The following is a 20,217-nucleotide window of genomic DNA, read 5'->3' on the forward strand; positions in this document are numbered from 1 at the left end:
CCGGATTTCAAGGAGCGCGATCGCCGTCCCTCCCGGTGTCGGCCCGCGGAGCTCGATGGGCCCACGGGCCGCTCCGCTGTCGGCGACGGGAGTAGTGCTCGCCGAAGTAGGCGGCGACGACCTGCGGGTCGCGGACGACGTCCGCCGGGCTGCCCTCGGCGAGCAGCTGTCCGTGGTGCATGACGACCACGCGGTGCGAGAGCCCCATGATGACCTTCATCAGGTGCTCGATGACGATGAGGGAGACCCCGCTGCGGTGCACGGCGCGGACGAGCTCGAGCGCTGCTTCCATCTCGCCGGGGTTGAGGCCCGCCATCGCCTCGTCCAAGAGCAGCACGGACGGCCGGATGGCGAGCGCCCGCGCGAGCTGGACGCGCTTCTGCTCGGCCAGGCCGATCTCGCCGGTCGTCCGGTCGGCGAGCCCGCTGAGGCCGACAAACTCCAGCACCTCGTCAGCGCGTTCCGCGGCCGCGCGGCGATCGGTTCGCCCACCGAACAGCGCCCCCACGAGCACGTTCTCGCGCACGGTCATCTCCTTGAAGACCCGGACGATCTGGAACGTCCGGGCGATCCCCATGTGCACGATGGCGAACGGCGGCCGGCCCGTCACTTCCCGCGCGCCCAAAAAGATGTGGCCGGCCGTGGGCCGGTACGCGCCGGCGATCAGGTTCATCAGCGTGGTCTTCCCGGCGCCGTTCGGGCCGATCAGCCCGAGGATCTCTTGGGCCTTGAGCTCCAGCGAGACCGCGCGGACCGCCTGCAGCCCGCCGAAGGACTTGGATACGCCCTCGAGCCGGAGCGCCGTACTCATACGCGAAGCCGCCGGGTGCCCTCGAACAGCGAACGCCACGACAGGCCCTGTTGCCCCGTGAGATACGGCCAGACGCCGCGCGGCAGGAACAGGACGATCACGACGATGACGACTCCCAGGAACAGCGTGTGGGCGGTCAGCAGATTCGCCCAGAGGTACTGGTCGACGATCTCGACGAGAAACGCGCCGACGACGGGGCCCCAGAGCGTCCCCGCGCCGCCGACCAGCGTGAGCACCACCATGGTCAGGCTGTAGAGCGGGTCGAAGACCGACGGGGGATTCACGAACGTGATCCAGACCGCGTACACGCTGCCCACGAGGGCGGCCACGATCGCGGAGAGGCCCCAGCACGCGGTCTTGTAGTAGGTCGCGTTGACGCCGCACGCCGCCGCCGCGTGTTCGTCCTGCCTGATCATGCGGCAGGCGTATCCCCACGAGCCCCGGAGGATCACGTGGGTGATGAGCAGCGCCAGCCCCAAGACGGCGGCCATCAAGTAGTAGACGTCGGTGTCCCCGATCGGCACGCGCAGAATGATGCCGTTCGGGCCCCCGACCCACGGCACCATGATGACGATCTGGCCGAGGGCCTGCGCGGTCCCGAGGGTGGCGATCGCGAAGTAGTGGCCGTTCAACCGTAGCACGATCGGGCCGATGACCGCCGCGAAGGCGAGCGCGGCGAGCGCGGACGCGCCGAGCGCCGGCAACAGCGTCCAGTGCAGGTGAGCCACGAGCGCGGCCGTGACGTACGCCCCGATCCCGAAGAACGCCACGTTCCCGACGGAGGGGTAGCCGCAGAGCCCGCCGATCAGGTTCCAGGAGAGCGCGAGCGCCATGTACATGAGAATCGTCGTCGCTTCGCGCAGGGGATACCCGGAGGCAACGAGCGGGGTCGCCAGCACCGCAATGCCGAACCCGACGGGGAGGGCGACGCGCAGCACGGCCGCCCGTCCGGCCCGGCGCGCCGCGCCGGCTGCCGGACGCAGTGCGTCCGCGGGCGCCGGCGATCTCGCGGGCAAGCTCACGCGGTCACCCGGCCCCCCAGGCCGCGCGGGCGCAGCGCCAGGATGAACACGAGCATGATGAAGGCGGCGGCATCGACCGCGCCGGAGCCGATGACCACGGACGCGACCGATTCGACCATGCCGAGGACCAACCCACCGAGCAGGGGGCCGTAGACGTTGCCGAGGCCCCCGAGGCACGTCACGACGAAGGCCCGCAGCGTCAGGCCTCCGCCGATCTGGGGCGAGAAGGGGAAATTCACGCTGTACAGCGCGCCGGCCACGCCAGCCAGGCCGCAGCCGAGACCCATCGTGAGCGCGAACACTATCGGAAGCCGGACGCCCATCAGGCTGGCCGCGTCCAGATCCATTCCCGTGGCGTTGATCGCGCGGCCCATCCGGGTGTGGTGCATGAACCGCGCGAGCGCGACGGTCATGACGAGAGCGGCCGCGAGCACGGCGACCCGCGTGTACGGGATCGTGAGCGCACCGATCGCGAGGCTGGTCGCGCTGTACGACGTGATGACCGCCCGCGGGTCCGCCGTCCACAGGAGAATCCCGATGTTCACAAGCACGTAGTCGATGCCGAACGTGAGGAGCAGGGTCAGGAAGAACTGGCCGCGCATCACCCGGTTCAGCAGGTACCGCTGCATCAGGAACCCGAGCACGGCGAGGACGGCGAAGTCGATCGGGATGCTGAGCAGCGGGTCGAGGTGCAGCGGGGACGTCAACAGCATCCACGTGAGATAGGCGCCGAGCATGATGAACGACCCGTGCGCCAGATTGACGATGTTGAGGATGCCCCACTCGAGCGAGAACGCTAGCGCGCTGAGGGCGTACACTCCTCCGAGCAAGAGGCCGTTGACGATGATCTGCGGCCAGATCTCCACCGGTCGCCTACCGGCCCGCGGCCGACCCGCCGGGTCCGCGCGCCGTGCGCGGCCCGGCGGGTGAGCGCCTGATCAGCGCTGGGCCCAGCTGGGCATCGGGAACTTGAGGTTGGCGAGGTACTTCTGCGGCCAGATCGGCACGGGCGCCCCGTTCTGAATCTGGACCGCCGCCCCCAGCTGATTGTCCTCGTGCCAGTTGTTGTCGAAGTGCACAAATCCGGCGATGGTCGCGAAGGTGGTGTTGAGGAACGCGGCGCCGACCTTCGCGGGGTCGGTGCTGTTCGACTTCGCGATCGCCTCCACCAGGAGCTCGACGCCCTCCGCGGCGTCGCCCACGTGGTAGTCCGGGATGTACCCGCGCTTCGCCTTGAACCCCGCGACGAACTGCTGGGTGTTCCCGAAGTACGGGTCTGTGTAGTTGACCTGCGGCAGCCACGGCGACGGGCCAATCACGTACTCGGCGTCCTTGCCGAGCGCCTTGACGTAGTCGGGCGTGGGCGGCGCGACCGTGAAGGCCAGCGCCTTGAAGTTGAGGCCGTTCTGCTTCGCCTGCCTGGTGATCAGGATCGCATCTTCGATGTGCCCCGAACTCATCAGCACGTCAGCGTTCAGCGGCTTGATCTGGGCCACGAGCGAGGAGACGTCCGTCGTGGCGGCCGGGTACTGGAAGTCGCCGAGCACCCGGATGCCCTTGTTCTTCATGTACGCGACCGCCCCCTCGGCGACGCCGACGCTGAACGAGTCGTCGGCGTGCATCATGACCGCGGTCTTAATACCGCTTTGCTTCGCCAGGAGCGCGTCCACGATCGGGTACATGTACTGGTAGTCGTACATGATCGGTCCGATCACGTTCTTGTTGCCGGACGTCCAGATGACCTTCGCGACGCCTTCGTCGGCCATCATGACCGCGCCGAGCTTGCTGCTGATCGCCGCGGCCGCGATCGTGTTGTCGGACGAATACGGCCCGAGGATCAGCGAGATGTGGTCTTGGGTCACGAGCTTCTCGATCAACGCGGCGGACTGGGCGGGTTTGCTCTCGTCGTCGTAGTACTTGATCGGGGCCAGCTTGTACGCCACACCGTTGATCTTCACCCCGCCGTGTGCGTTGATCCAGTCGACGGCGAAGTCGTAGCCGTCGGTGGTGAGCTTGCCGGCCGCCGCCAAGCTGCCCGTGTTCGAGATGGCCGCGCCCAGCCTGATCGTGTGGCTCACGTCCTGCGGGGAGGCCGTTCCCTGGAACCCGATGGTCACCAGCAAGACCAGCGCTACCGCGGCGGCGATGCTCCCGAGCGTTAGCCGCATCCGTCGTCACCCCACTTCCTGGTGAGGATCGCGGGCCGGCGGACGAGTCCCAGTCGCCGCCGGCCCGTGTGCACCCGTTGCGCCTGCAAGCCGTTATGCGCGATATGGGAAAGGCTTGCGGTGAGTTCCGCCCACCGGGGCCGAATCCCTGCCGTGGCCGGGCCGCCGCGGGGCGCCGGAGCGGGCTCGGGCGTCGGCGCGGTCGCGGCGCGCGTCGTGTTCAGCCCCGCCAGCCTCTGCTACAATAGGCGCAGACGATGCCCGCGAATCTCACGCCGCAGTATCTCGAGGCCGAGCGCCGGTACCGCCAGGCCACCACCCCCGAGGAGCAGCTCGCCGCCCTCGAGGAGATGATGGCCACGATCCCCAAGCACAAGGGGACCGAACACATGCGCGCCGATATCCGGCGCCGCATGGCCAAAACGCGCACCGACGCCGCGCGCCGCAAGGCGGCCGGCGGGAAGGGGCCGACCTGGCACCACGTGCCCCGCGAGGGCGCCGGCCAGGTCGTGCTCGTGGGCCCCCCGAACGCCGGCAAGTCGCGGCTGCTCGCGGCCCTCAGCCACGCGACCCCGGTCGTCGCGCCGTATCCCTTCTCGACGCGCATGCCGCTGCCCGGCATGGTGCCGTTCGAGGACGTGCAGGTCCAGCTCGTGGACCTCCCGCCGATCGCGCACGAGACCGCGGAGCCGTGGCTCCTGGCGCTGGTGCGCCAGGCGGACGGGGCGCTCTTGGTCGCGGACCTGGCCGACGACGACGTCCTGTCGGCGATCGAGACCGCGCTCGACATCGCGTCGCAGTTCCGCGTGCAGCTGGGTCGGCGCGGCGCGGGCGAGGACGTCGTCCCGAGCCTGATGGTCGCAACGAAACTGGATGCCGACGGCGCCGAGGCGCGGCTCGACATCGTCCGCGAAGCGTGGGGCGAGCGCTTTGAGATCCTGGCGGTGTCGGCCGAGGCCGGGACGAACTTGGAAACGCTGCGGCGCGAGCTGTTTCACCTGCTGCACGTGATCCGCGTCTATACGAAGGCGCCGGGCCAGCGTGCCGACCGGTCGGTCCCGTTCGTGTTGCCGAGAGGCGCCACGGTGGCGGATGCTTCCGCGGCCGTGCACAAGGACTTCGCGGAGCGGCTCAAGTATGCCCGCATCTGGGGCGCGCGCACGTTCGAGGGCCAGATGGTGCAGCGCGAGCACGTCCTCGAGGACGGCGACGTGCTGGAGCTGCACGCGTGACCGGCATGCCGGTGTGGATCGGGAGGATGGTGGCGCATGGCACGGGTTGAAGCCTCGACGCTGATTCGGGCCCCGCTCGACCAGGTGTACACGGTCGCGAAACGCGTGGAAGACTTTCCACGGTTCATGCCCGACCTCGAGCGCGTGACGGTGCTCGAGCGCGCCGGCGACGTGCCCACGGCGACGGAGTGGGTGGGCGTGGTCGAGGGGCGCAAGATCCGCTGGATCGAGGACGACGTCTGGGACGACGCGCGCCACGTCTGCCGGTTCCGTCAGCGGGACGGCGATTTCGAGCGGTACGAGGGCGAGTGGACCTTTCAGCCGGAGGGCGACGGCACGCGTACCGCGATCGCGGTGGAGTTCGAGTTCGGGATCCCGCTGATCGGTGGGCTGCTCAGCCAGCTCCTCCGCGTAAAGATGAAGGAAAATCTCGACGGCATGCTTGCGGCGCTCCGCGGCCAACTCGAGACGCCGCGCTGATCGCCGGGCCTGCGCGCGGCGGCGTCACGGCCGGCCGTGCGCTATGATGGACAGGGTGCGGCCGCCGATTCGCGGAGCGCCCGCGTCGCGGGATGAAAGGAAATCCCCCCCTGGCGCAGAATCTTGCCGCGGATTGGTCGCGGAAAGGTGGATCATGATGCCGACCACGTCGCAGCAAGTCGTGCCGATTGCGCAGCCCCAGGTCACCGATGAGGAGAAGCGTCGGGTGATCGAGGTGCTGGAGTCGGGGCACCTTGTCGCGGGGCGGTGGGTGCGAGCGTTCGAAGGGGCCTTCGCCGCGTACGTGGGGGCCGCGCACGCCGTGGCCACGTCGTCCGGGACCACCGCGTTGATGGTTGCGGTCGAGGCCACGGGGATCGCGCCCGGGGCGCGGGTGATCACGACGCCGTTTTCCTTCGGGGCGACCGCGAACGCGTTGTTGCACCGCGGCGCACGCCCGGTGTTCGTGGACATCGACCCCGTGACCTACAACCTCGACCCTGACGCCGTCGCCGAGGAGCTCGACCGGTCACCCGACGTGCAGGGTATCCTGCTCGTCCACCTCTACGGGCTGCCGTGCCGAATGGACGCATTTCTGGATCTGGCGCGGGCGCGCGGCCTCGTCTTGATCGAGGACGCGGCGCAGGCGCACGGGGCGGAGTTTCGGGGGCGGCGGGTCGGGGGATTCGGGGCGGCGAGTGTGTTCAGCCTGTACCCGACCAAGAATCTGATGACCGGCGAAGGCGGCATGCTGCTCACGAACGACGATACGGTGGCCGACCGGGCGCGGCTCCTGGTCAACTGCGGCAGCCGGACCCAGTACGTGTACGAGGTCCTCGGATACAACTTCCGCATGACCGAGATCGCCGGTGCGCTCGGGACGGTCCAGTTGCCGCTTCTGGACGCGCGCAACGCCCGGCGGCGCGCGAACGGCGCCCGCCTCCGGGCGGGCCTCGCGGACCTCGACTGGCTGGTGCTGCCGTCCGAACCGCCGGGGTGCCGGCACGTCTTCCATCAATATACGATCCGCGTGCCGCGGGTGCGCGACCGACTGATCCGGCATCTCGACGCCCACGGCATCGGCAACCGCGTCTACTACCCGGTCCCGATCCACCGGACTCCGCTGTACGAACGCGAAGGCTACGGGGCCGGCCGGTTCCCCGAGGCGGAGCGGGCCGCCGCGGAAGTGGTGAGCATCCCAGTGCATCCCGCGCTCGACGACGAGGCGCTCGATCGGGTGATCCGCACGATCCGCAGCTTCGACCCGCGCGGTTGAGGAGGCGCTCATGAGCCGGGGGATCCGCGTCGGGGTCGTGGGCCTCGGCCAGTGGGGCCAACACCACGTGCGGATCTACCATCACCTACCGGACGTCGACCTGGTCGGCATCGTCGACACCGCCTCGCGCCAGGTCGGCGCGTTTTCTCGGCGGTACCAGATCCCGGGGTACGAAGACTACCGCGCGCTGTTCGGCAAGGTCGACGCGGTCAGCCTGGTCGTCCCCACGGCGCTGCACTATGAGATCGCGCGCGAGTTCTTGAACCGCGGCGTGCACGTGCTGGTGGAGAAGCCGATCACCACGACGGTGGAAGAAGCAGCGGAGCTGGTCGACATCGCGCAGCGGCGCGGCCTGACCCTGCTCGTCGGCCACGTCGAACGCTTCAAGCCCGCGGTGCAGGCGCTGCGCGAGCAGGTGACCGAGCCGCTGTTCGTGCAGGTTCGCCGGGTCCGGATGTGGGATCCCAGACGCGTGATGGATGTGGGCGTGGTCCTGGACTTAATGATCCACGACCTCGATATCATCCTCACGCTGCTGCGCTCGTCGGTGACGCGGGTCAGCGCGATCGGCGCCGCGATCCACGGCGACGATGAAGATCTCGCGGTCGCGCACCTGACGCTCGAGAGCGGGTGTCTCGCAAGCTTCGTTGCGAGCCGCATCTCCCCGGTGAAGGCGGCGGAACTCGAGATCACGCTGCCGGACGGGCTCGTGCACCTCAACTACCTCAGCCAGCAGATCACCGTCCGGCGCAGCGGGACGCAGCGGCGGACCGTGGTGAAGGGGGAGGAGCCGCTGCGGGCGGAGCTGACGCACTTCGTGGACTGCGTTCGGGACGGGGCGCCGCCGTTGGTCCCGGGCGAGCACGGTCTGCGTGCGCTCGAGGTCGCGCAGCGGATCCTCGAACGGATGACGTTAATTACCCCGCGAGTCGCCGTATAGCCGGCGCGCCCTGCCGGGTGCGCGCTACGCTGGCACCGTGACGCACGTGACGACCCGTGCGACGCCTTCGATCGTGCGGATGTGCGCGTCCACGAGCAGGGCGATCTCGCGCGTGGCGTGCGTCCGAACCACCGCCAGCACGTCGTACTCACCCATGACGGCGTGGGCCTCGTCGATCCCGGGCAACGCACGCAGCAGCCGCGCGACCTCGGCGGGCGTGTTCCGTTCAAGTTTGATGAGGAGAAACGCGGTCTCGGGCATCCCGTCGTCGTGATTCTCCGTTCCGTGACGAAGTCCTATGGGCGGCGCGGGCAACGACGCCGCACGGAGGTGCCGCGATGACGCAGCTGCCGGTTGGAAAAGTGCCGCCCGACCTGCTGCGGCGGTTCGTGTACCCGCACCTGGGCTCACGGCGCCCCGACGTGTTCGTACGCGCGGGGATCGGCGAGGACTGCGCGTCGGTCACGTTTGGCGACGAGGTCGCCGTGCTGACCACCGATCCGATCACGGGGGTTGGGCAGGACCTCGGGTGGTACGCGGTGTGCGTGGCGACGAACGATCTCGCGGCGGCGGGCGCCGAGCCGGTCGCGCTGATGGTGACGGTGCTCCTCCGGCCCGGACAATCCGTGGAGGATCTGGCCCGGGTGATGCAGGATGCGGGGCGGGCCGCCGAGTCGCTCGGGGTCGAAATCGTCGGCGGGCACAGCGAGGTGACGAGCGGGATCGACCGCACCATCGTGGTGGTGACCGCGGTCGGGCGTGCGCCGCGCGATGCGGTGCTCCGCAGCGGAGGTGCGCACGCCGGGGACGGTCTGGTGCTGACCAAGGGCGCCGGCATCGAAGGGACGGCGATCCTCGCCGCGGATCTCGAGGCCCGCCTGCGGCCCGCGCTCGGTGACGCGCTCGTGGATCGCGCGCGGGCGTTCCGCGGCCGGATCAGCGTGCTGCCGGAGGGCCGCGCCGCGACGCGGGCGGGGGCCCGCGCGATGCACGACGTCACCGAGGGTGGGGTGCTCGGGGCGGTGCACGAGATGGCGGTGGCGTCAGGGATCGGCGTGTGGCTCGACGCGGACCGCGTGCCGGTGCCCGAGGAGACCGCCGCGATCTGCGCGCACTTCGGCGCTGACCCATTGGCGCTGATCGGCAGCGGGGCGCTGCTCATCGCAACACCGGACCCCGAGCGCGTCCTCGCGGCCGTCGCCGCGGCCGGCGCGCCGGCCGCGGTCATCGGCGCATTCCGCGCAGCGGCGCCGCCGGTGGTGCGTCGAGCGGGGCGCGAGGCGCCGCTCGCGCCGCCGGCCCGCGACGAGCTGTGGCGGATTCTCGAAGAGGCCGCGCGCGCCTAGCCCTCGGCCCGGGCGAGGCGCCCCGAGCTGCGCGAGCGCTCCACCATCCACGCGAACGCGCCCGCGGCAAGCGCGAAGTAGACGAGGTTCTCGGCGCCGGCGATGCCGAGGAACCGCCAATTTACACCGGGCGTGTCGAGCGCCCGCCGCGCGGCTTCGAACACGAACGTCGGCGGCAGGGCGTACGCGACCGCGCGGAGACTCGGCGGCAACGCCGAGAGCGGGAAGAACGCCGCGGTCAGGGGTTGGAAGAGGAAGACCATCCCCCACGCGAGCGCCTGGATGCGGGTGCCGATCTGGAAGATCACCCCCAACAGGACGAGGCCGACCGACCACGCGAAGAGCGTGAGATTCGCGAAGAACAGCGCCAAGTTAACAACGCCCAGCCGCAGCATGTCGAAGTGAAACCCCCAGGCCGCGATCGCGCAGATGCCACAGAAGATCACGAGCGTCTTGAGCAGTCCCGAGAGCATGTGCGCCACGATGTACTCGGGGATCGACAGCGGCGCGACGAACATGTTGCTCAGGTTATGCGACCAGATGTTCCATAGGCTGCCCACCGTCAGCGAGTACTGGTTGATGCGGATGACCTCCCACAACAACAACCCGAGGATCAGGTAGGATCCGGTGTTGGCGTTTGTGACGCCGACGAGAAACCGCGAAACGAACCCGAAGACCACCACAGTAATCAGGGACGTGTAGAATAGATCCACGATCACCTCGAGCGACCGCCGGGTGATGTATACTTCCTGCAGCAGCACCGCCTTGATACGTTCACTCCACACGGCTGCCTCCCCGCGCGATGCTGAGGAACACGTCCTCCAGCGTCGGTTTCTTCACGTCGATGTCGGTGATCCAGACCCCCGTCTCGCCGACGTCGAAAATCAGGCTCGGGAGCGCCTGTTCCGTTGTCTCGATCGACACCGCGTACGGCTGCGTGAACCGGAAGCGTTGCCCGCGTGCCATCAGGAACCGCTCCACGGCCGCGCGGTCTCCGTCGAACGTCAGCGTGAGGGTCGCGGTGCGAATGCGCTTCGTCAGGCCGAGCGGCGTGTCGTGGGCGAAGATCCGGCCGCGGTCGAGAAAGATCACGTCGTCGCAGATCCGGGTGACCTCGTGCATGTCGTGGCTGGTGTACAGGATCGACACCCCTGACGTGCGCCGGATCTCTTCGATCAGCGCCAGCGTCTTGTCCGCGATGTCGGGGTCCAGCGCGGCGGTTGGCTCGTCCATCAGGATCAGCTCCGGGTCGTTCAGCAGCGCCTTGATGAGATTGACGCGGGTGCGCTGGCCGGCCGAGAGATCCCAATAGCGGGCGGGCAGGAGCTCGGTGATCCCGAAGTAGGACGCCAGCGCGTCGATCTTCGGCTTCGGCCGGCGAATCGCGTACAGGTGGGCGAACACCTCGAGGTTTTCCCATACGGAGAGTCGTCCCTGCAGTGTGTTGAACGACGACGCGAAGTTGATCCGCTGCAGACACGCGCTGCGGTGCCGCCGGAATTCCTGCCCGAAGTACACGATGCGTCCCGACGTCGGCGTGATCGAGCCGAGCAGCATGTGGATCGTCGTCGTCTTGCCCGCGCCGTTCGGGCCGAGCAGCCCCACGATGCGTCCTTTCGGGATCGTGAACGACACACCGTCCACGGCCTTCGCACGGTGGAACACCTTGACCAGGTTGTGTACTTCGAGGAGCGTGTCCATGGGCACCACGTTGTCGCGAGAATTGGGCGTACACGCCGCGCACCGCCCGGGCGGCGCCTGGGCAAGCGGACGGGACGAGCCACGAGCGTCGCCCGCGGCCGGGGGTGGATGTCAGGTCTGGGGAATCGTGATGGGGTACCGCAACCGTCCGGCCGGAGTGACGAAACGTTTGCGAAGACCCATGCGCATGTCGTCACCTCCTGCGGACGGATAACTAGCACGATTTTGGCATGGAGGTCGGTCGAAGTCAACGGTGGCCGATGGTCCGTTCGCCCACAGGCCCGACAACGGGAAGACCCCGGGTCATCCGTGGCGTCCGCGGGCTCCGCGCGCGCATGCAACCGTGCCGCCGGTTGCGCGCGCGCGATCGTATGGTATACTCGACTCGTAGACAACCACATAGCGTGGGGGAGCTTGGGACGACCAGGCTGAGAGGATGGCTGAGATCGCCATCGACCCCGGAACCTGATCTGGGTAATGCCAGCGGAGGGAGGTTGACCGAGCGCCGTCCCGATTCCGGGGGCGGCGCTGTTGCGTCTTGGACACGAAGATGCCTGCAAAACTCGAAGTCGAGGGCGTGGTCAAACGGTTTCCCGCGGCGGCAAGCGCCAGCGGCGGTCCGTTGTCGGCCGGCGCGGGTCGGGGCTGGATCGAGGCGCTCGGCGGCGTGTCGTTGCACGTCGAGGAGCGCGAGTTTGTCACGCTGTTGGGTCCGAGCGGCTGCGGCAAGAGCACGCTCTGCAACATCGTCGCCGGGCTGTATGCCGCCGACGCGGGGACGGTGCGGCTCGACGGGGCGCCGCTCGCCGGGACGCGGGGTCGCATCGCGTACATGCAGCAAAAAGACCTCCTGCTACCGTGGCGCACCGTGCTCCACAACGCGACGCTCGGCCTTGAGGTGCAGGGCGTGCGCGGGCCCGCCGCGCGCGCGGAGGCGCTCGAGCTCTTGCGCACGTTCGGTCTGGACGGCTTCGAGCGCGCCTACCCGTCTGCGCTCTCCGGTGGCATGCGTCAGCGGGTCGCCCTGGTCCGGACCCTGTTGTGTCGGCGCGAGATGCTGGTGCTCGACGAACCGTTCGGCGCCCTCGACGCGATGACGCGCTCGGCGATGCAGGACTATCTCCTCCGGCTCCGCGGGGAGTTCCGCCGGACGGTTCTGTTCATCACGCACGATGTCGAGGAAGCGGTGTTGCTGTCGGATCGCATCTACGTGCTCACGGGACGCCCGGGCCGGGTGCGCGCAACGGTACCGGTCGCGGTACCGAGGCCGCGCTGGCCGGTGGACGAGGGCGTGGTACGCCTCAAGGGCGAGATCCTCGACATGTTACGGGCCGAGCCGGCGGGGACCCTCGGATGAGCGCCGTGGATCCCCGCCACGTCGCGACGGCGTCCGACGAGGCTCATGCCAGGGGCCGCACCGTCGCCGGGTGGGCGGCCGCGGTCGCCGGGCGATCCGTCCGCTGGGGCGGACGGATCGCCCCCCCGGCCGCGCTGTTCGTCGCGCTCCTCGTCGTGTGGGAGTGGGCGGTGCGTGCGTTCAGCATTCCGGCGTACATTCTGCCGCCGCCGAGCCGGATCGCGGGAGTGCTCCTGACCGATCGCGCGCTGTTGCTCGGGGACGCGGCGGTCACGCTGGAGGAGGTCCTGGCGGGGTTCGCGGTCGCGTTCGCGGTAGGGATCGTCCTGGCCCTGGCGATCTTCTCGTCGCGGACGGTGGAGCGGGCGGTGTATCCGCTCGTCGTTGCCAGTCAGACGGTTCCGGTGTTTGCGATTGCGCCGCTCCTGATCGTCTGGTTTGGGTACGGGATGGCGTCGAAGGTGGCGATGGCGGCGCTGATCGTCTTCTTTCCGATCGTCGTCAACACGGTGGATGGCCTGCGGGCTGCGGACGAAGATCTCGTCAACCTGCTGCGCATTCTCGGGGCGGACCGCCGGCGGATCTTGTTCACGATCCGCGTGCCGGCGGCGCTGCCGTTCGTGTTCTCTGGGGTGCGCATCGCGGTCGCGACGAGCGTGATCGGGGCGGTCATCGGCGAGTGGGTCGGGGCGACGCAGGGGCTCGGGTTCGCGATGATTCACGCGAACGCCCAACTCCACATCGATCGGGTCTTCGCGGCGATCGTGTACCTGAGCGCCATGGCGCTCGCACTCTTCGGCGCCGTCTCCGGGGTGGAGTGGGTCGCGCTGCCGTGGCACCGCGCGGCGCGCGCGGGCGGGCGCTGAGATCGTGCCTCGCCGCTAGCCCCCGGCGGGGCGCATAGGGCGCCGCGGCGGTCACGTCGCGGGGCAGGTCGAGGAGGTGGAGGGTGGCAGGATTGACTGTGAGGGGAGTCGCGGTCCTCACCGCGCTCGTCGCGACAGCGATGGTGCTGGTCCCCGGTCCGGGCCGGGCGACGGCGCCGGACCCGGTCACGTTCATGCTCGATTGGTTCCCGAACCCGGACCACGTCCCGTTGTACGCTGCGCTCGGCCAGGGCTACTTCACACAGGCCGGCCTCCGCGTGGCGGTGCAGGTGCCCGCGAACGCCGACGATCCGCTGAAGCTCGCGGCGGTCGGCCGCGTGGACGTCGCTGTGAACTACGAGCCGAACGTCGTGATCGCGCGCGCGCAGGGGTTGCCGGTGAAGAGCATCGGCGTCCTGATCGGGCAGCCATTGACGACCATCATGTTCCTCGCATCCGCGGGCATTCGGGCGCCGAAGGACCTCGTCGGGCGCCGCGTCGGGTTTGCGGTGACGGGGTACCAGGACGCGATCGTCGACCAGGTCGTGCACAGCGACGGCGCCGCGGAGTCGAACTTGAAGATGGTCAACGTCGGCTTCGACCTCGTCCCCGCGCTGCTGACCCACAAGGTGGATGCGGTCGTCGGCGCCTACCGGAACGTTGAGCGGGTGCAGATCGAGATGCAGGGCCAGACGGTGGGCATGTTCGAACCGGAGCGGTACGGCGTGCCGACGTTCTACGAGCTGGTCTTGATCGCGCGCGACGGCGAAATCGCGTCGCGGCGGAGGGTGCTCCAGCGGTTCGTCGGTGCGGTGGCGCGCGGCCTCGCGTTCACGGAGACCCATCCCGACGCGGCGTTTCAGGAGTACGCGCGTCTGAACCCAAGGCTGAACGACGCCTTCAACCGGCGATCGTTCGAGGCGACGCTTCCGTACTACGCTCGTACGCAGGATCAACGCGCCGAGCGGTGGGACACGTTCAGCCGGTGGATGGCGTCCCACAAGGTCATCGCCACGGCGGTACCGGCGGCGGATCTGTTCGTCAATCTGACGCCGTAGCGAGGCGCACGTGGCGGAGACGGGGGACCACGCAGCATGAGCCTGTTTGCACGGCTCCAGGAGGACGCGGCGGCGCTTCGGGAGCAGGTGCAGACCCATCCGTTCGTCGTAGGACTCGGGGACGGAACGCTGCCCGGGGACCGCTACCAGTTCTACCTGCGTCAGGACTACCGGTTCCTGGGCGAGTACGGCCGCGTGCTGGCGCTGGCGGTCGCGCGGGCGGACGATCTTGCCATCGCGTCTCGTTTCGCCGACATTCTCAACCTGACCCTCAACGTCGAGATGGACCTGCACCGCGAGAGCTGCTGGGCCGCCGGCATCTCGCCGGAGGCGCTCGAAGACACGCGGCCCGCGCCCGCGACCCAGGCGTACACGAATCATCTCCGCGTCGTTGCGGAGACGGGGGATCTCGCCGCGATCCTCGCCGCCGTATTGCCGTGCGCCTATGGGTACTGGGAAGTCGCGTGTCGGCTGCGGACGGGCGGGCTCCCCGAGACGCAGCCGCTGTACGCGAACTGGATCCGCATGTACACCTCGGAGGAGTACGGGGCGATGGCCCAGTGGATGGCCGGGCTGTTCGACCGGCTCGCCACGGACCTCCCGTCGTCGCGCGAGGCCGCGTTGCGCGACGTGTTTTTGACGAGCCAGCGGTACGAGTACCTGTTCTGGGAGATGGCATGGCGAATGGAGGAGTGGTCGATATGATACGACAGGATTCGGCGGATCACGGATCGCACCTCAGACGGCTCGTCCTCGCCGCGATGTTTGCGGCGATCGCGACGGCGCTCGGACCCTTGAGCATTCCCGTCGGCCCGGCGCGCGTGGCCCCGTTTCAGCACACGGTCAACGCGGTGGCGGGTGTCCTGCTCGGCCCATGGTACGCCGCCGGCGCAGCACTCGTGACGGCCCTGCTGCGCTACAGTCTCCACACCGGCACGCTGTTCGCGTTTCCGGGCAGCCCGTTCGGAGCGCTGGTGGTGGGCTACGCGTACCGCGTCTTCCGCAACGACGCGGCCGCGTTGTGCGAGCCGATCGGGACCGGCCTGATCGGAGCGACGATCGCGGCGTTGATGTTTCAGCCGCTGGTAGGGTCCCACCACACCTGGGCCTGGTTCCAGACTGCATTTCTGTCGGCGAGCATTCCTGGAACGCTGCTCGGCTACGTGGTGCTCCGGGCGCTCCGTCGCCTGCCGGCGATGAAGGCATGGCGGGCGGCGTGACCGAGCCGGCGCCGCTCGCGGCGGCGGATCTGCTGGCGCGCGTGCGCGAACGGCACCCGCTGGTCCATCACATTACGAACGTCGTCACCGTGAACGATGTCGCCAATGTGACCCTCGCGGTGGGCGCATCCCCCGTGATGGCGCATGCGGCGGAAGAGGTCGAGGAGATGGTGGCGGCCGCGGGCGCCCTGGTGCTCAACATCGGCACGCTGACCGCCCAGGTCGTCGAGGTGATGCTGTTGGCGGGACGCCGTGCGAACGCCGCAGGGGTGCCGGTCGTGCTGGATCCGGTCGGTGCGGGCGCCACCGCGTTCCGTACCGCGCAGTCGCGCCGCCTGCTGGACGCCGTACGCGTCGCCTGTGTGCGGGGGAATGCGGGGGAGGTGGCCGCGTTGGCCGGACGTCCCGGGGGAGTACGGGGCGTGGACGCGGCGGGACGGGTGGACGCGCTGGACGACCTGGCGCGCGCACTGGCGCGCGCCACGGGTGCGGTCGTCGCCGCAACCGGCCGGGTGGACCTGCTTACTGACGGCCGACGCACCGTGCGGATCGAAAACGGGCACGCCTTGCTGGCGCAGATCACGGGGAGCGGTTGCATGGCCACCGCGGTCGTCGGTGCGTTCTGCGCGGTCGAGCCCGACACGCTGAACGCAGCCGCGGCGGGACTGACCTGCTTCGAGGTCGCCGCGGAGCGGGCCGCGGAGGCATCGCCCGGCCCCGGCACGTTTCGCGTGCGGCTGCTTGACGCGCTCGCGGCGCTCGACGGCGCCGCCGTCACCCGCGCGGCGAGGATCCGGGCATGACGGTGCGCGGCGACTGGCGGGTCTACGTCATCACCGATGCCCCGCGGGCACGGGGGCGGTCCCACCTCGACGTTGGCGAGGCCGCCGTGCGCGGCGGCGCCACCGCGCTGCAGTTGCGGATGAAGGACGAACCGGCCCGCACGGTGGTGGAGACGGCGCGCCGACTCGCCTCGATCTGTCGTGCCGCCGGGGTCACGTTCATCGTGAACGACCGCGTGGACGTCGCCATCGCCGCCGGGGCCGACGGCGTGCACGTCGGACAGGACGATCTCCCGGCGGCGGCGGCCCGGGCAGTGCTCGGGCGCGGCCCGTTGCTCGGCGTCTCGGCGGCGACCCGCGAAGAGGCGGACGAGGCCGGGCGGGCCGGCGCGGACTACCTCGGCGTGGGTGCGGTCTACGCGACGGCGACGAAGGCCGACGCGGGGGCGCCCGTGGGGCTTCGCCGCATCGAGGAGATCCGTCGGACGACCGCGCTGCCGATCGTCGGCATCGGCGGCATCACGATCGAGAACGCGGCGGCCGTGATCCGCGCCGGCGCCGTCGGGGTCGCGGTGATTACGGCGGTCACCCTCGCCGACGACATGGTCGAGGCGACCCGGAGGCTGCGGGAGCACGTCGATGCCGCGCTCCTCGGCTGACCGGAGCCGCCCGATGGGCGGACTTGGAGAGTTCGCGTTGATCGACAGGTTGAGCCGCTTGGTGCCGACCGTTGGCCCCGGCGTTACGACCGGTGTCGGCGACGACACAGCGGTGCTGTCGTTTCCCGGTCGCGCGCTGGCCACGTGCGATGCGCAGGTGGAGGGTGTCCACTTCCGGTTCGGCCTGAGCACCCCGGCGGACGTCGGCTGGCGCGCGCTCGCCGTCAACGTGAGCGATATCGCTGCCATGGGGGGAACGCCGCGGTACGCGCTCGTCTCCCTGCTGGTGCCGCGTCGGGCGCGGCTCCGCGACATCGAGGGGATCTACCGCGGGTTGGGTCAGGCGGCGCGGGCCTACGGGGTCGTGGTCGCCGGCGGGAACGTCTCTGGCACCGACGGGCCGATCGTCGTGGACGTGACCGTGCTCGGGAACGCCGGGCGGACGCTCACTCGGGGCGGCGCGCGCCCGGCGGACGGCCTGTGGGTCACGGGGTCCGTGGGGAAGGCGGCGGCGGGGTTGTTCCTGGCGGGCCACCCGCGTGTGCGGGTGCCGGGCGGGCGCGCGCTCCGCGCCGCCTATCGTCGGCCGGTGCCGCGGGTCGCGGCCGGTCGGGCTCTGTCAGCCAGCGCGGCGGTGACGGCGGCGATCGACATCAGCGACGGGACCGCCGCCGATCTGCTCCACGTGCTGGAGGCATCCGGGGTCGGTGTGCGGCTGGACGTGAGCCGCGTGCCCGTGCCGCCGGGGCTCGCCGAGGCGGCCGCCGCCGCCCGGGTTGATCCGTCCACCTGGGCGCTCGGGGGCGGAGAGGACTTTGAGTTGCTGTTCACGGCGCGGCCGTCGTTTGACCGCTCGGCGGCGGCCGTCGCGCGCGCGGCTGGCGTGCCGGTGACCCGGATCGGCGAGATCGTGCCGAGCCGCGGCGGTCGGTGGGTCATTGGACCGACCGGACGGCGAACGCCTCTTATCGCAGCCGGCTGGGATCACCTGAAGGCACGCACGCGTTTGTAGCAGAGCCGCTGGGGGAGGGATCCGATGCACATTCCACGCGCGCTTTCGATCGCCGGATCGGATTCCGGCGGCGGCGCCGGCATCCAGGCGGACCTCAAGACATTCTCCGCGCTCGGCGTGTTTGGCATGACGGCGATCACCGCGGTCACGGCGCAGAATACGACGGCCGTCACCGCCGTCGCGGAGATCCCGCCCGGCGTGGTCGTCGCACAGATCGATGCGGTCGTTACGGACATCGGGGTGGACGCGGCGAAGACGGGCATGCTCGCCAACGCGGCGATCATCGCGGCGGTAGCGTCAAGCATCCGGCGCCACGGCATTCGCGCGTTCGTCGTCGACCCCGTGATGATCTCGAAGAGCGGCGCCGTGCTGCTGCAACCCGAGGCGGTAGACGCGTTGCGACGGGAGATTCTGCCGCTCGCCCTCGTGGTGACGCCGAACCTGCACGAGGCACGTGCGTTGATTGGACGCGAGATCCGGACGCTTGTCGAGATGGAAGACGCGGCGCGCGCGGTGGCCGCGCTCGGACCCCGGTACGTGGTCGTCAAGGGCGGGCATCTCGAAGGCGCGGCGGTGGACGTGCTGTACGACGGCCGTGCGGTCGAGCGGCTCGAGGCGCCTCGGGTGGCTACGCCCCACACGCACGGCACCGGGTGCGTCTTCTCCGCAGCGATCACCGCGCTGCTCGCGCGCGGCGCGGAGGTCCCCGACGCGGTGCGGACGGCGAAACAGTTCATCACGCGGGCGATCGAGACCTCGCTGCCGCTGGGCCACGGGCACGGGCCGGCAAACCCGCTGCACGCGGCGTGCGAGGGATGATAGGGGAAGACACCGCGGACGGCGGCCATGCGAATGCCCAGCGGCTTCGCGTGCCGGGCCGCACCGACACGGCACAATCCGCCGGGGTCGTCGCCAGTATTCCCCGAGTCGTTCCTCGGTTGGGTTCCCAGCGCGCGGGAGCAGCGTCGGTGCGTCAGGACGGACAGACAACAGCGGCGGCAGGAGGACGGTATGCGGTTGAGAATGCTTGGTGGAAGCCTCGGATGGACGGGCGGGAGATGGCATGCTCTACGACAAGCACGTGCCAATCGCTGAGTCCGCGCTGCTCGTCATCGACGCCCAGGACTCATTCAAGGCAACGGACCGGTGGGAGCGGCGCAACAATCGCGAATTCGAACGAAACGTGGCGCGACTGATCGCCCTCTACCGTGACCACAGCCTACCCATCGTCTACTTCCTTCACAACGATAGCGACCCGGGGTTCGAGAAGACCAGCCCCTACTACAAGCTCATGGATTTCCTGGCGCCGCGGGCGTCGGAGCCGGTGGTGCACAAGGAGACGCGGAATGTCTTTACGAGCACGGGGTTGCCGGCGCTCCTGCTGGAGAAAGGTGTGCGCCGCGTCGTGATCACCGGCATTCAAATGGAGCAATGCTGCGAGACATCGGCCCGCGTCGGGGCCGACCTTGGTTACGCGGTAGATTTCGTCACCGAAGCGACGATGACGTTTCCCATCCCGAACCACGACCGGCCCGGGGACGAACTGGATGTCGACGCGATTCGCGAGCGGACGGAATATGTTCTCCGCGGCCGCTTTGCGCATATTACCACGATCAGCGCCATCGCCAAGGAATTGGAGGCGTCGCGACCGTCGGCCCGCACAGCCAAAGCGTAGTCTCTACTCCGCCGCACTCTGCCAAGACTCCCTCTGTCGATCCGATGCGCCGCTCAACCACCTGTTGGCCGCCTCGGTTTCGCTGAACCATATGAGATGCAGGTTTACCGCGAGAAGCGAGGAACTTTTCGAAAACGCAGCGCGCTTCATCACCGGCAACACGACACAGCGGAGGGGGGACGGTCCATGCGTGCACTGGCAATCGCGGCCGCGGTCCTTGCCGTGGGCAGCGCCATTGTGCCGCCCAGCTTTGGCGCCGACTTGACGGTGACACTGGTGTCGATCACGCCTAAAGTTAGCCACGGCCAACGCTCAACGCTCGTGATCAAGACTCAGCCCGGCGTCACGTGTGAAGGATACATCTCGTCAGGGGGCAAAGGAGGGACCGAACTAGGCCACCTGCCGAGCCGGAAAGCGAACGCCACCGGGCAAATCACATGGATGTGGCCAACGGCGGGAAAGGCCGGACAGCGCAACGCGCACGTGGACTGCACGAGCGGCTCACAGACCGCCTCGGTCGACGCGCCGTTCGAAGTCATCTAACGGCAACCGGTTCCCTTGCGGACGGGCACTCGGGGCCTCTCGGCTCGGGGCGTCTTTGTGCCCCCGGCG

General features: G+C 69.4%; 23 protein-coding genes and 1 riboswitch. Of the genes, 16 read left to right on the forward strand and 7 right to left on the reverse strand.

The features are described from left to right. Positions 1 to 7: 7 nt before the first annotated feature. From VKZ50_18105 to VKZ50_18120, 4 genes are all read right to left on the reverse strand, one after another. Complete coding sequence (locus tag VKZ50_18105; protein ID HLJ61642.1) at positions 8 to 811, reverse strand: ABC transporter ATP-binding protein; 804 nt, start codon at positions 809 to 811, stop codon at positions 8 to 10. Beyond that, positions 808 to 1,833 (reverse strand): branched-chain amino acid ABC transporter permease, encoded by a 1,026-nt coding sequence (locus VKZ50_18110; protein ID HLJ61643.1) that lies wholly within the window; start codon positions 1,831 to 1,833, stop codon positions 808 to 810. Before VKZ50_18110 ends, VKZ50_18105 begins: the two co-directional genes overlap by 4 nt. After that, on the reverse strand, positions 1,830 to 2,699 hold the full coding sequence (locus VKZ50_18115; protein HLJ61644.1) for a branched-chain amino acid ABC transporter permease: 870 nt from the start codon (positions 2,697 to 2,699) through the stop codon (positions 1,830 to 1,832). Before VKZ50_18115 ends, VKZ50_18110 begins: the two co-directional genes overlap by 4 nt. 72 nt (positions 2,700 to 2,771) lie before the next feature. Further along, a complete protein-coding gene (locus VKZ50_18120) occupies positions 2,772 to 4,001 on the reverse strand; it encodes an amino acid ABC transporter substrate-binding protein (protein HLJ61645.1) in 1,230 nt (409 codons plus the stop codon). Between the two features lie 257 nt (positions 4,002 to 4,258). On the opposite strand from VKZ50_18120, the gene VKZ50_18125 reads away from it, so the two are divergent. The 4 genes from VKZ50_18125 (at position 4,259) to VKZ50_18140 (ending at position 7,929) form a co-directional block, all read left to right on the forward strand. After that, entirely contained in the window at positions 4,259 to 5,233 is a 975-nt protein-coding gene (locus VKZ50_18125; protein HLJ61646.1) for a TGS domain-containing protein, read from the forward strand. A 36-nt stretch (positions 5,234 to 5,269) separates the two neighbouring features. Next, the gene (locus VKZ50_18130) at positions 5,270 to 5,713 is read left to right on the forward strand and encodes an SRPBCC family protein (GenBank protein HLJ61647.1); all 444 of its coding nucleotides are present in this window, start codon (positions 5,270 to 5,272) and stop codon (positions 5,711 to 5,713) included. 157 nt (positions 5,714 to 5,870) lie between these two features. Continuing rightward, the gene (locus VKZ50_18135) at positions 5,871 to 6,989 is read left to right on the forward strand and encodes a DegT/DnrJ/EryC1/StrS family aminotransferase (GenBank protein ID HLJ61648.1); all 1,119 of its coding nucleotides are present in this window, start codon (positions 5,871 to 5,873) and stop codon (positions 6,987 to 6,989) included. Positions 6,990 to 6,999: 10 nt separating this feature from the next. Further along, positions 7,000 to 7,929: a Gfo/Idh/MocA family oxidoreductase gene (locus VKZ50_18140; protein ID HLJ61649.1), complete on the forward strand. Its 930-nt coding sequence runs from the start codon at positions 7,000 to 7,002 to the stop codon at positions 7,927 to 7,929. Positions 7,930 to 7,953: 24 nt separating this feature from the next. Here the strand turns inward: VKZ50_18140 and VKZ50_18145 are convergent, their stop codons facing one another. Beyond that, positions 7,954 to 8,190 (reverse strand): Lrp/AsnC ligand binding domain-containing protein, encoded by a 237-nt coding sequence (locus tag VKZ50_18145; protein HLJ61650.1) that lies wholly within the window; start codon positions 8,188 to 8,190, stop codon positions 7,954 to 7,956. Between the two features lie 77 nt (positions 8,191 to 8,267). Here VKZ50_18145 and VKZ50_18150 point away from each other — a divergent pair, with 77 nt between their 5' ends. After that, positions 8,268 to 9,275, forward strand: coding sequence for an AIR synthase family protein (locus tag VKZ50_18150; protein ID HLJ61651.1), 1,008 nt, complete (start codon positions 8,268 to 8,270; stop codon positions 9,273 to 9,275). Here VKZ50_18150 and VKZ50_18155 read toward each other — a convergent pair. Both VKZ50_18155 and VKZ50_18160 read right to left on the reverse strand, forming a co-directional pair. Beyond that, positions 9,272 to 10,060: an ABC transporter permease gene (locus tag VKZ50_18155; protein HLJ61652.1), complete on the reverse strand. Its 789-nt coding sequence runs from the start codon at positions 10,058 to 10,060 to the stop codon at positions 9,272 to 9,274. The genes VKZ50_18150 and VKZ50_18155 overlap by 4 nt on opposite strands. Further along, entirely contained in the window at positions 10,050 to 10,976 is a 927-nt protein-coding gene (locus tag VKZ50_18160) for an ABC transporter ATP-binding protein (GenBank protein ID HLJ61653.1), read from the reverse strand. The genes VKZ50_18155 and VKZ50_18160 overlap by 11 nt, the downstream gene beginning before the upstream one ends. 395 nt (positions 10,977 to 11,371) lie before the next feature. Next, positions 11,372 to 11,485, forward strand: a riboswitch (TPP riboswitch). 41 nt (positions 11,486 to 11,526) lie between these two features. Between VKZ50_18160 and VKZ50_18165 the strand changes: the two genes are divergently transcribed. From VKZ50_18165 to VKZ50_18215, 11 genes are all read left to right on the forward strand, one after another. Then, positions 11,527 to 12,333, forward strand: coding sequence for an ABC transporter ATP-binding protein (locus tag VKZ50_18165; GenBank protein ID HLJ61654.1), 807 nt, complete (start codon positions 11,527 to 11,529; stop codon positions 12,331 to 12,333). Beyond that, a complete protein-coding gene (locus VKZ50_18170; GenBank protein HLJ61655.1) occupies positions 12,330 to 13,199 on the forward strand; it encodes an ABC transporter permease in 870 nt (289 codons plus the stop codon). The genes VKZ50_18165 and VKZ50_18170 overlap by 4 nt, the downstream gene beginning before the upstream one ends. Before the next feature lie 83 nt (positions 13,200 to 13,282). Then, positions 13,283 to 14,257, forward strand: coding sequence for an ABC transporter substrate-binding protein (locus VKZ50_18175; protein ID HLJ61656.1), 975 nt, complete (start codon positions 13,283 to 13,285; stop codon positions 14,255 to 14,257). Positions 14,258 to 14,293: 36 nt separating this feature from the next. After that, positions 14,294 to 14,962, forward strand: coding sequence for a thiaminase II (gene tenA, locus VKZ50_18180; protein HLJ61657.1), 669 nt, complete (start codon positions 14,294 to 14,296; stop codon positions 14,960 to 14,962). Further along, positions 14,959 to 15,477, forward strand: coding sequence for an energy coupling factor transporter S component ThiW (gene thiW / locus VKZ50_18185; GenBank protein ID HLJ61658.1), 519 nt, complete (start codon positions 14,959 to 14,961; stop codon positions 15,475 to 15,477). Before tenA ends, thiW begins: the two co-directional genes overlap by 4 nt. After that, entirely contained in the window at positions 15,462 to 16,280 is an 819-nt protein-coding gene (thiM, locus tag VKZ50_18190) for a hydroxyethylthiazole kinase (protein HLJ61659.1), read from the forward strand. The genes thiW and thiM overlap by 16 nt, the downstream gene beginning before the upstream one ends. Further along, on the forward strand, positions 16,277 to 16,918 hold the full coding sequence (thiE, locus tag VKZ50_18195; GenBank protein HLJ61660.1) for a thiamine phosphate synthase: 642 nt from the start codon (positions 16,277 to 16,279) through the stop codon (positions 16,916 to 16,918). The genes thiM and thiE overlap by 4 nt, the downstream gene beginning before the upstream one ends. A 13-nt stretch (positions 16,919 to 16,931) precedes the next feature. After that, entirely contained in the window at positions 16,932 to 17,930 is a 999-nt protein-coding gene (gene thiL, locus VKZ50_18200) for a thiamine-phosphate kinase (GenBank protein ID HLJ61661.1), read from the forward strand. A 24-nt stretch (positions 17,931 to 17,954) separates the two neighbouring features. Then, entirely contained in the window at positions 17,955 to 18,749 is a 795-nt protein-coding gene (thiD, locus tag VKZ50_18205; GenBank protein HLJ61662.1) for a bifunctional hydroxymethylpyrimidine kinase/phosphomethylpyrimidine kinase, read from the forward strand. Between the two features lie 244 nt (positions 18,750 to 18,993). Continuing rightward, on the forward strand, positions 18,994 to 19,605 hold the full coding sequence (locus tag VKZ50_18210; GenBank protein ID HLJ61663.1) for an isochorismatase family protein: 612 nt from the start codon (positions 18,994 to 18,996) through the stop codon (positions 19,603 to 19,605). Positions 19,606 to 19,791: 186 nt separating this feature from the next. Next, positions 19,792 to 20,148, forward strand: coding sequence for a hypothetical protein (locus tag VKZ50_18215; GenBank protein HLJ61664.1), 357 nt, complete (start codon positions 19,792 to 19,794; stop codon positions 20,146 to 20,148). Positions 20,149 to 20,217 lie beyond the last annotated feature (69 nt).

The sequence above is a fragment of the bacterium genome (genome assembly GCA_035295165.1).
Classification (GTDB): Bacteria; Sysuimicrobiota; Sysuimicrobiia; order Sysuimicrobiales; family Segetimicrobiaceae; genus JAJPIA01.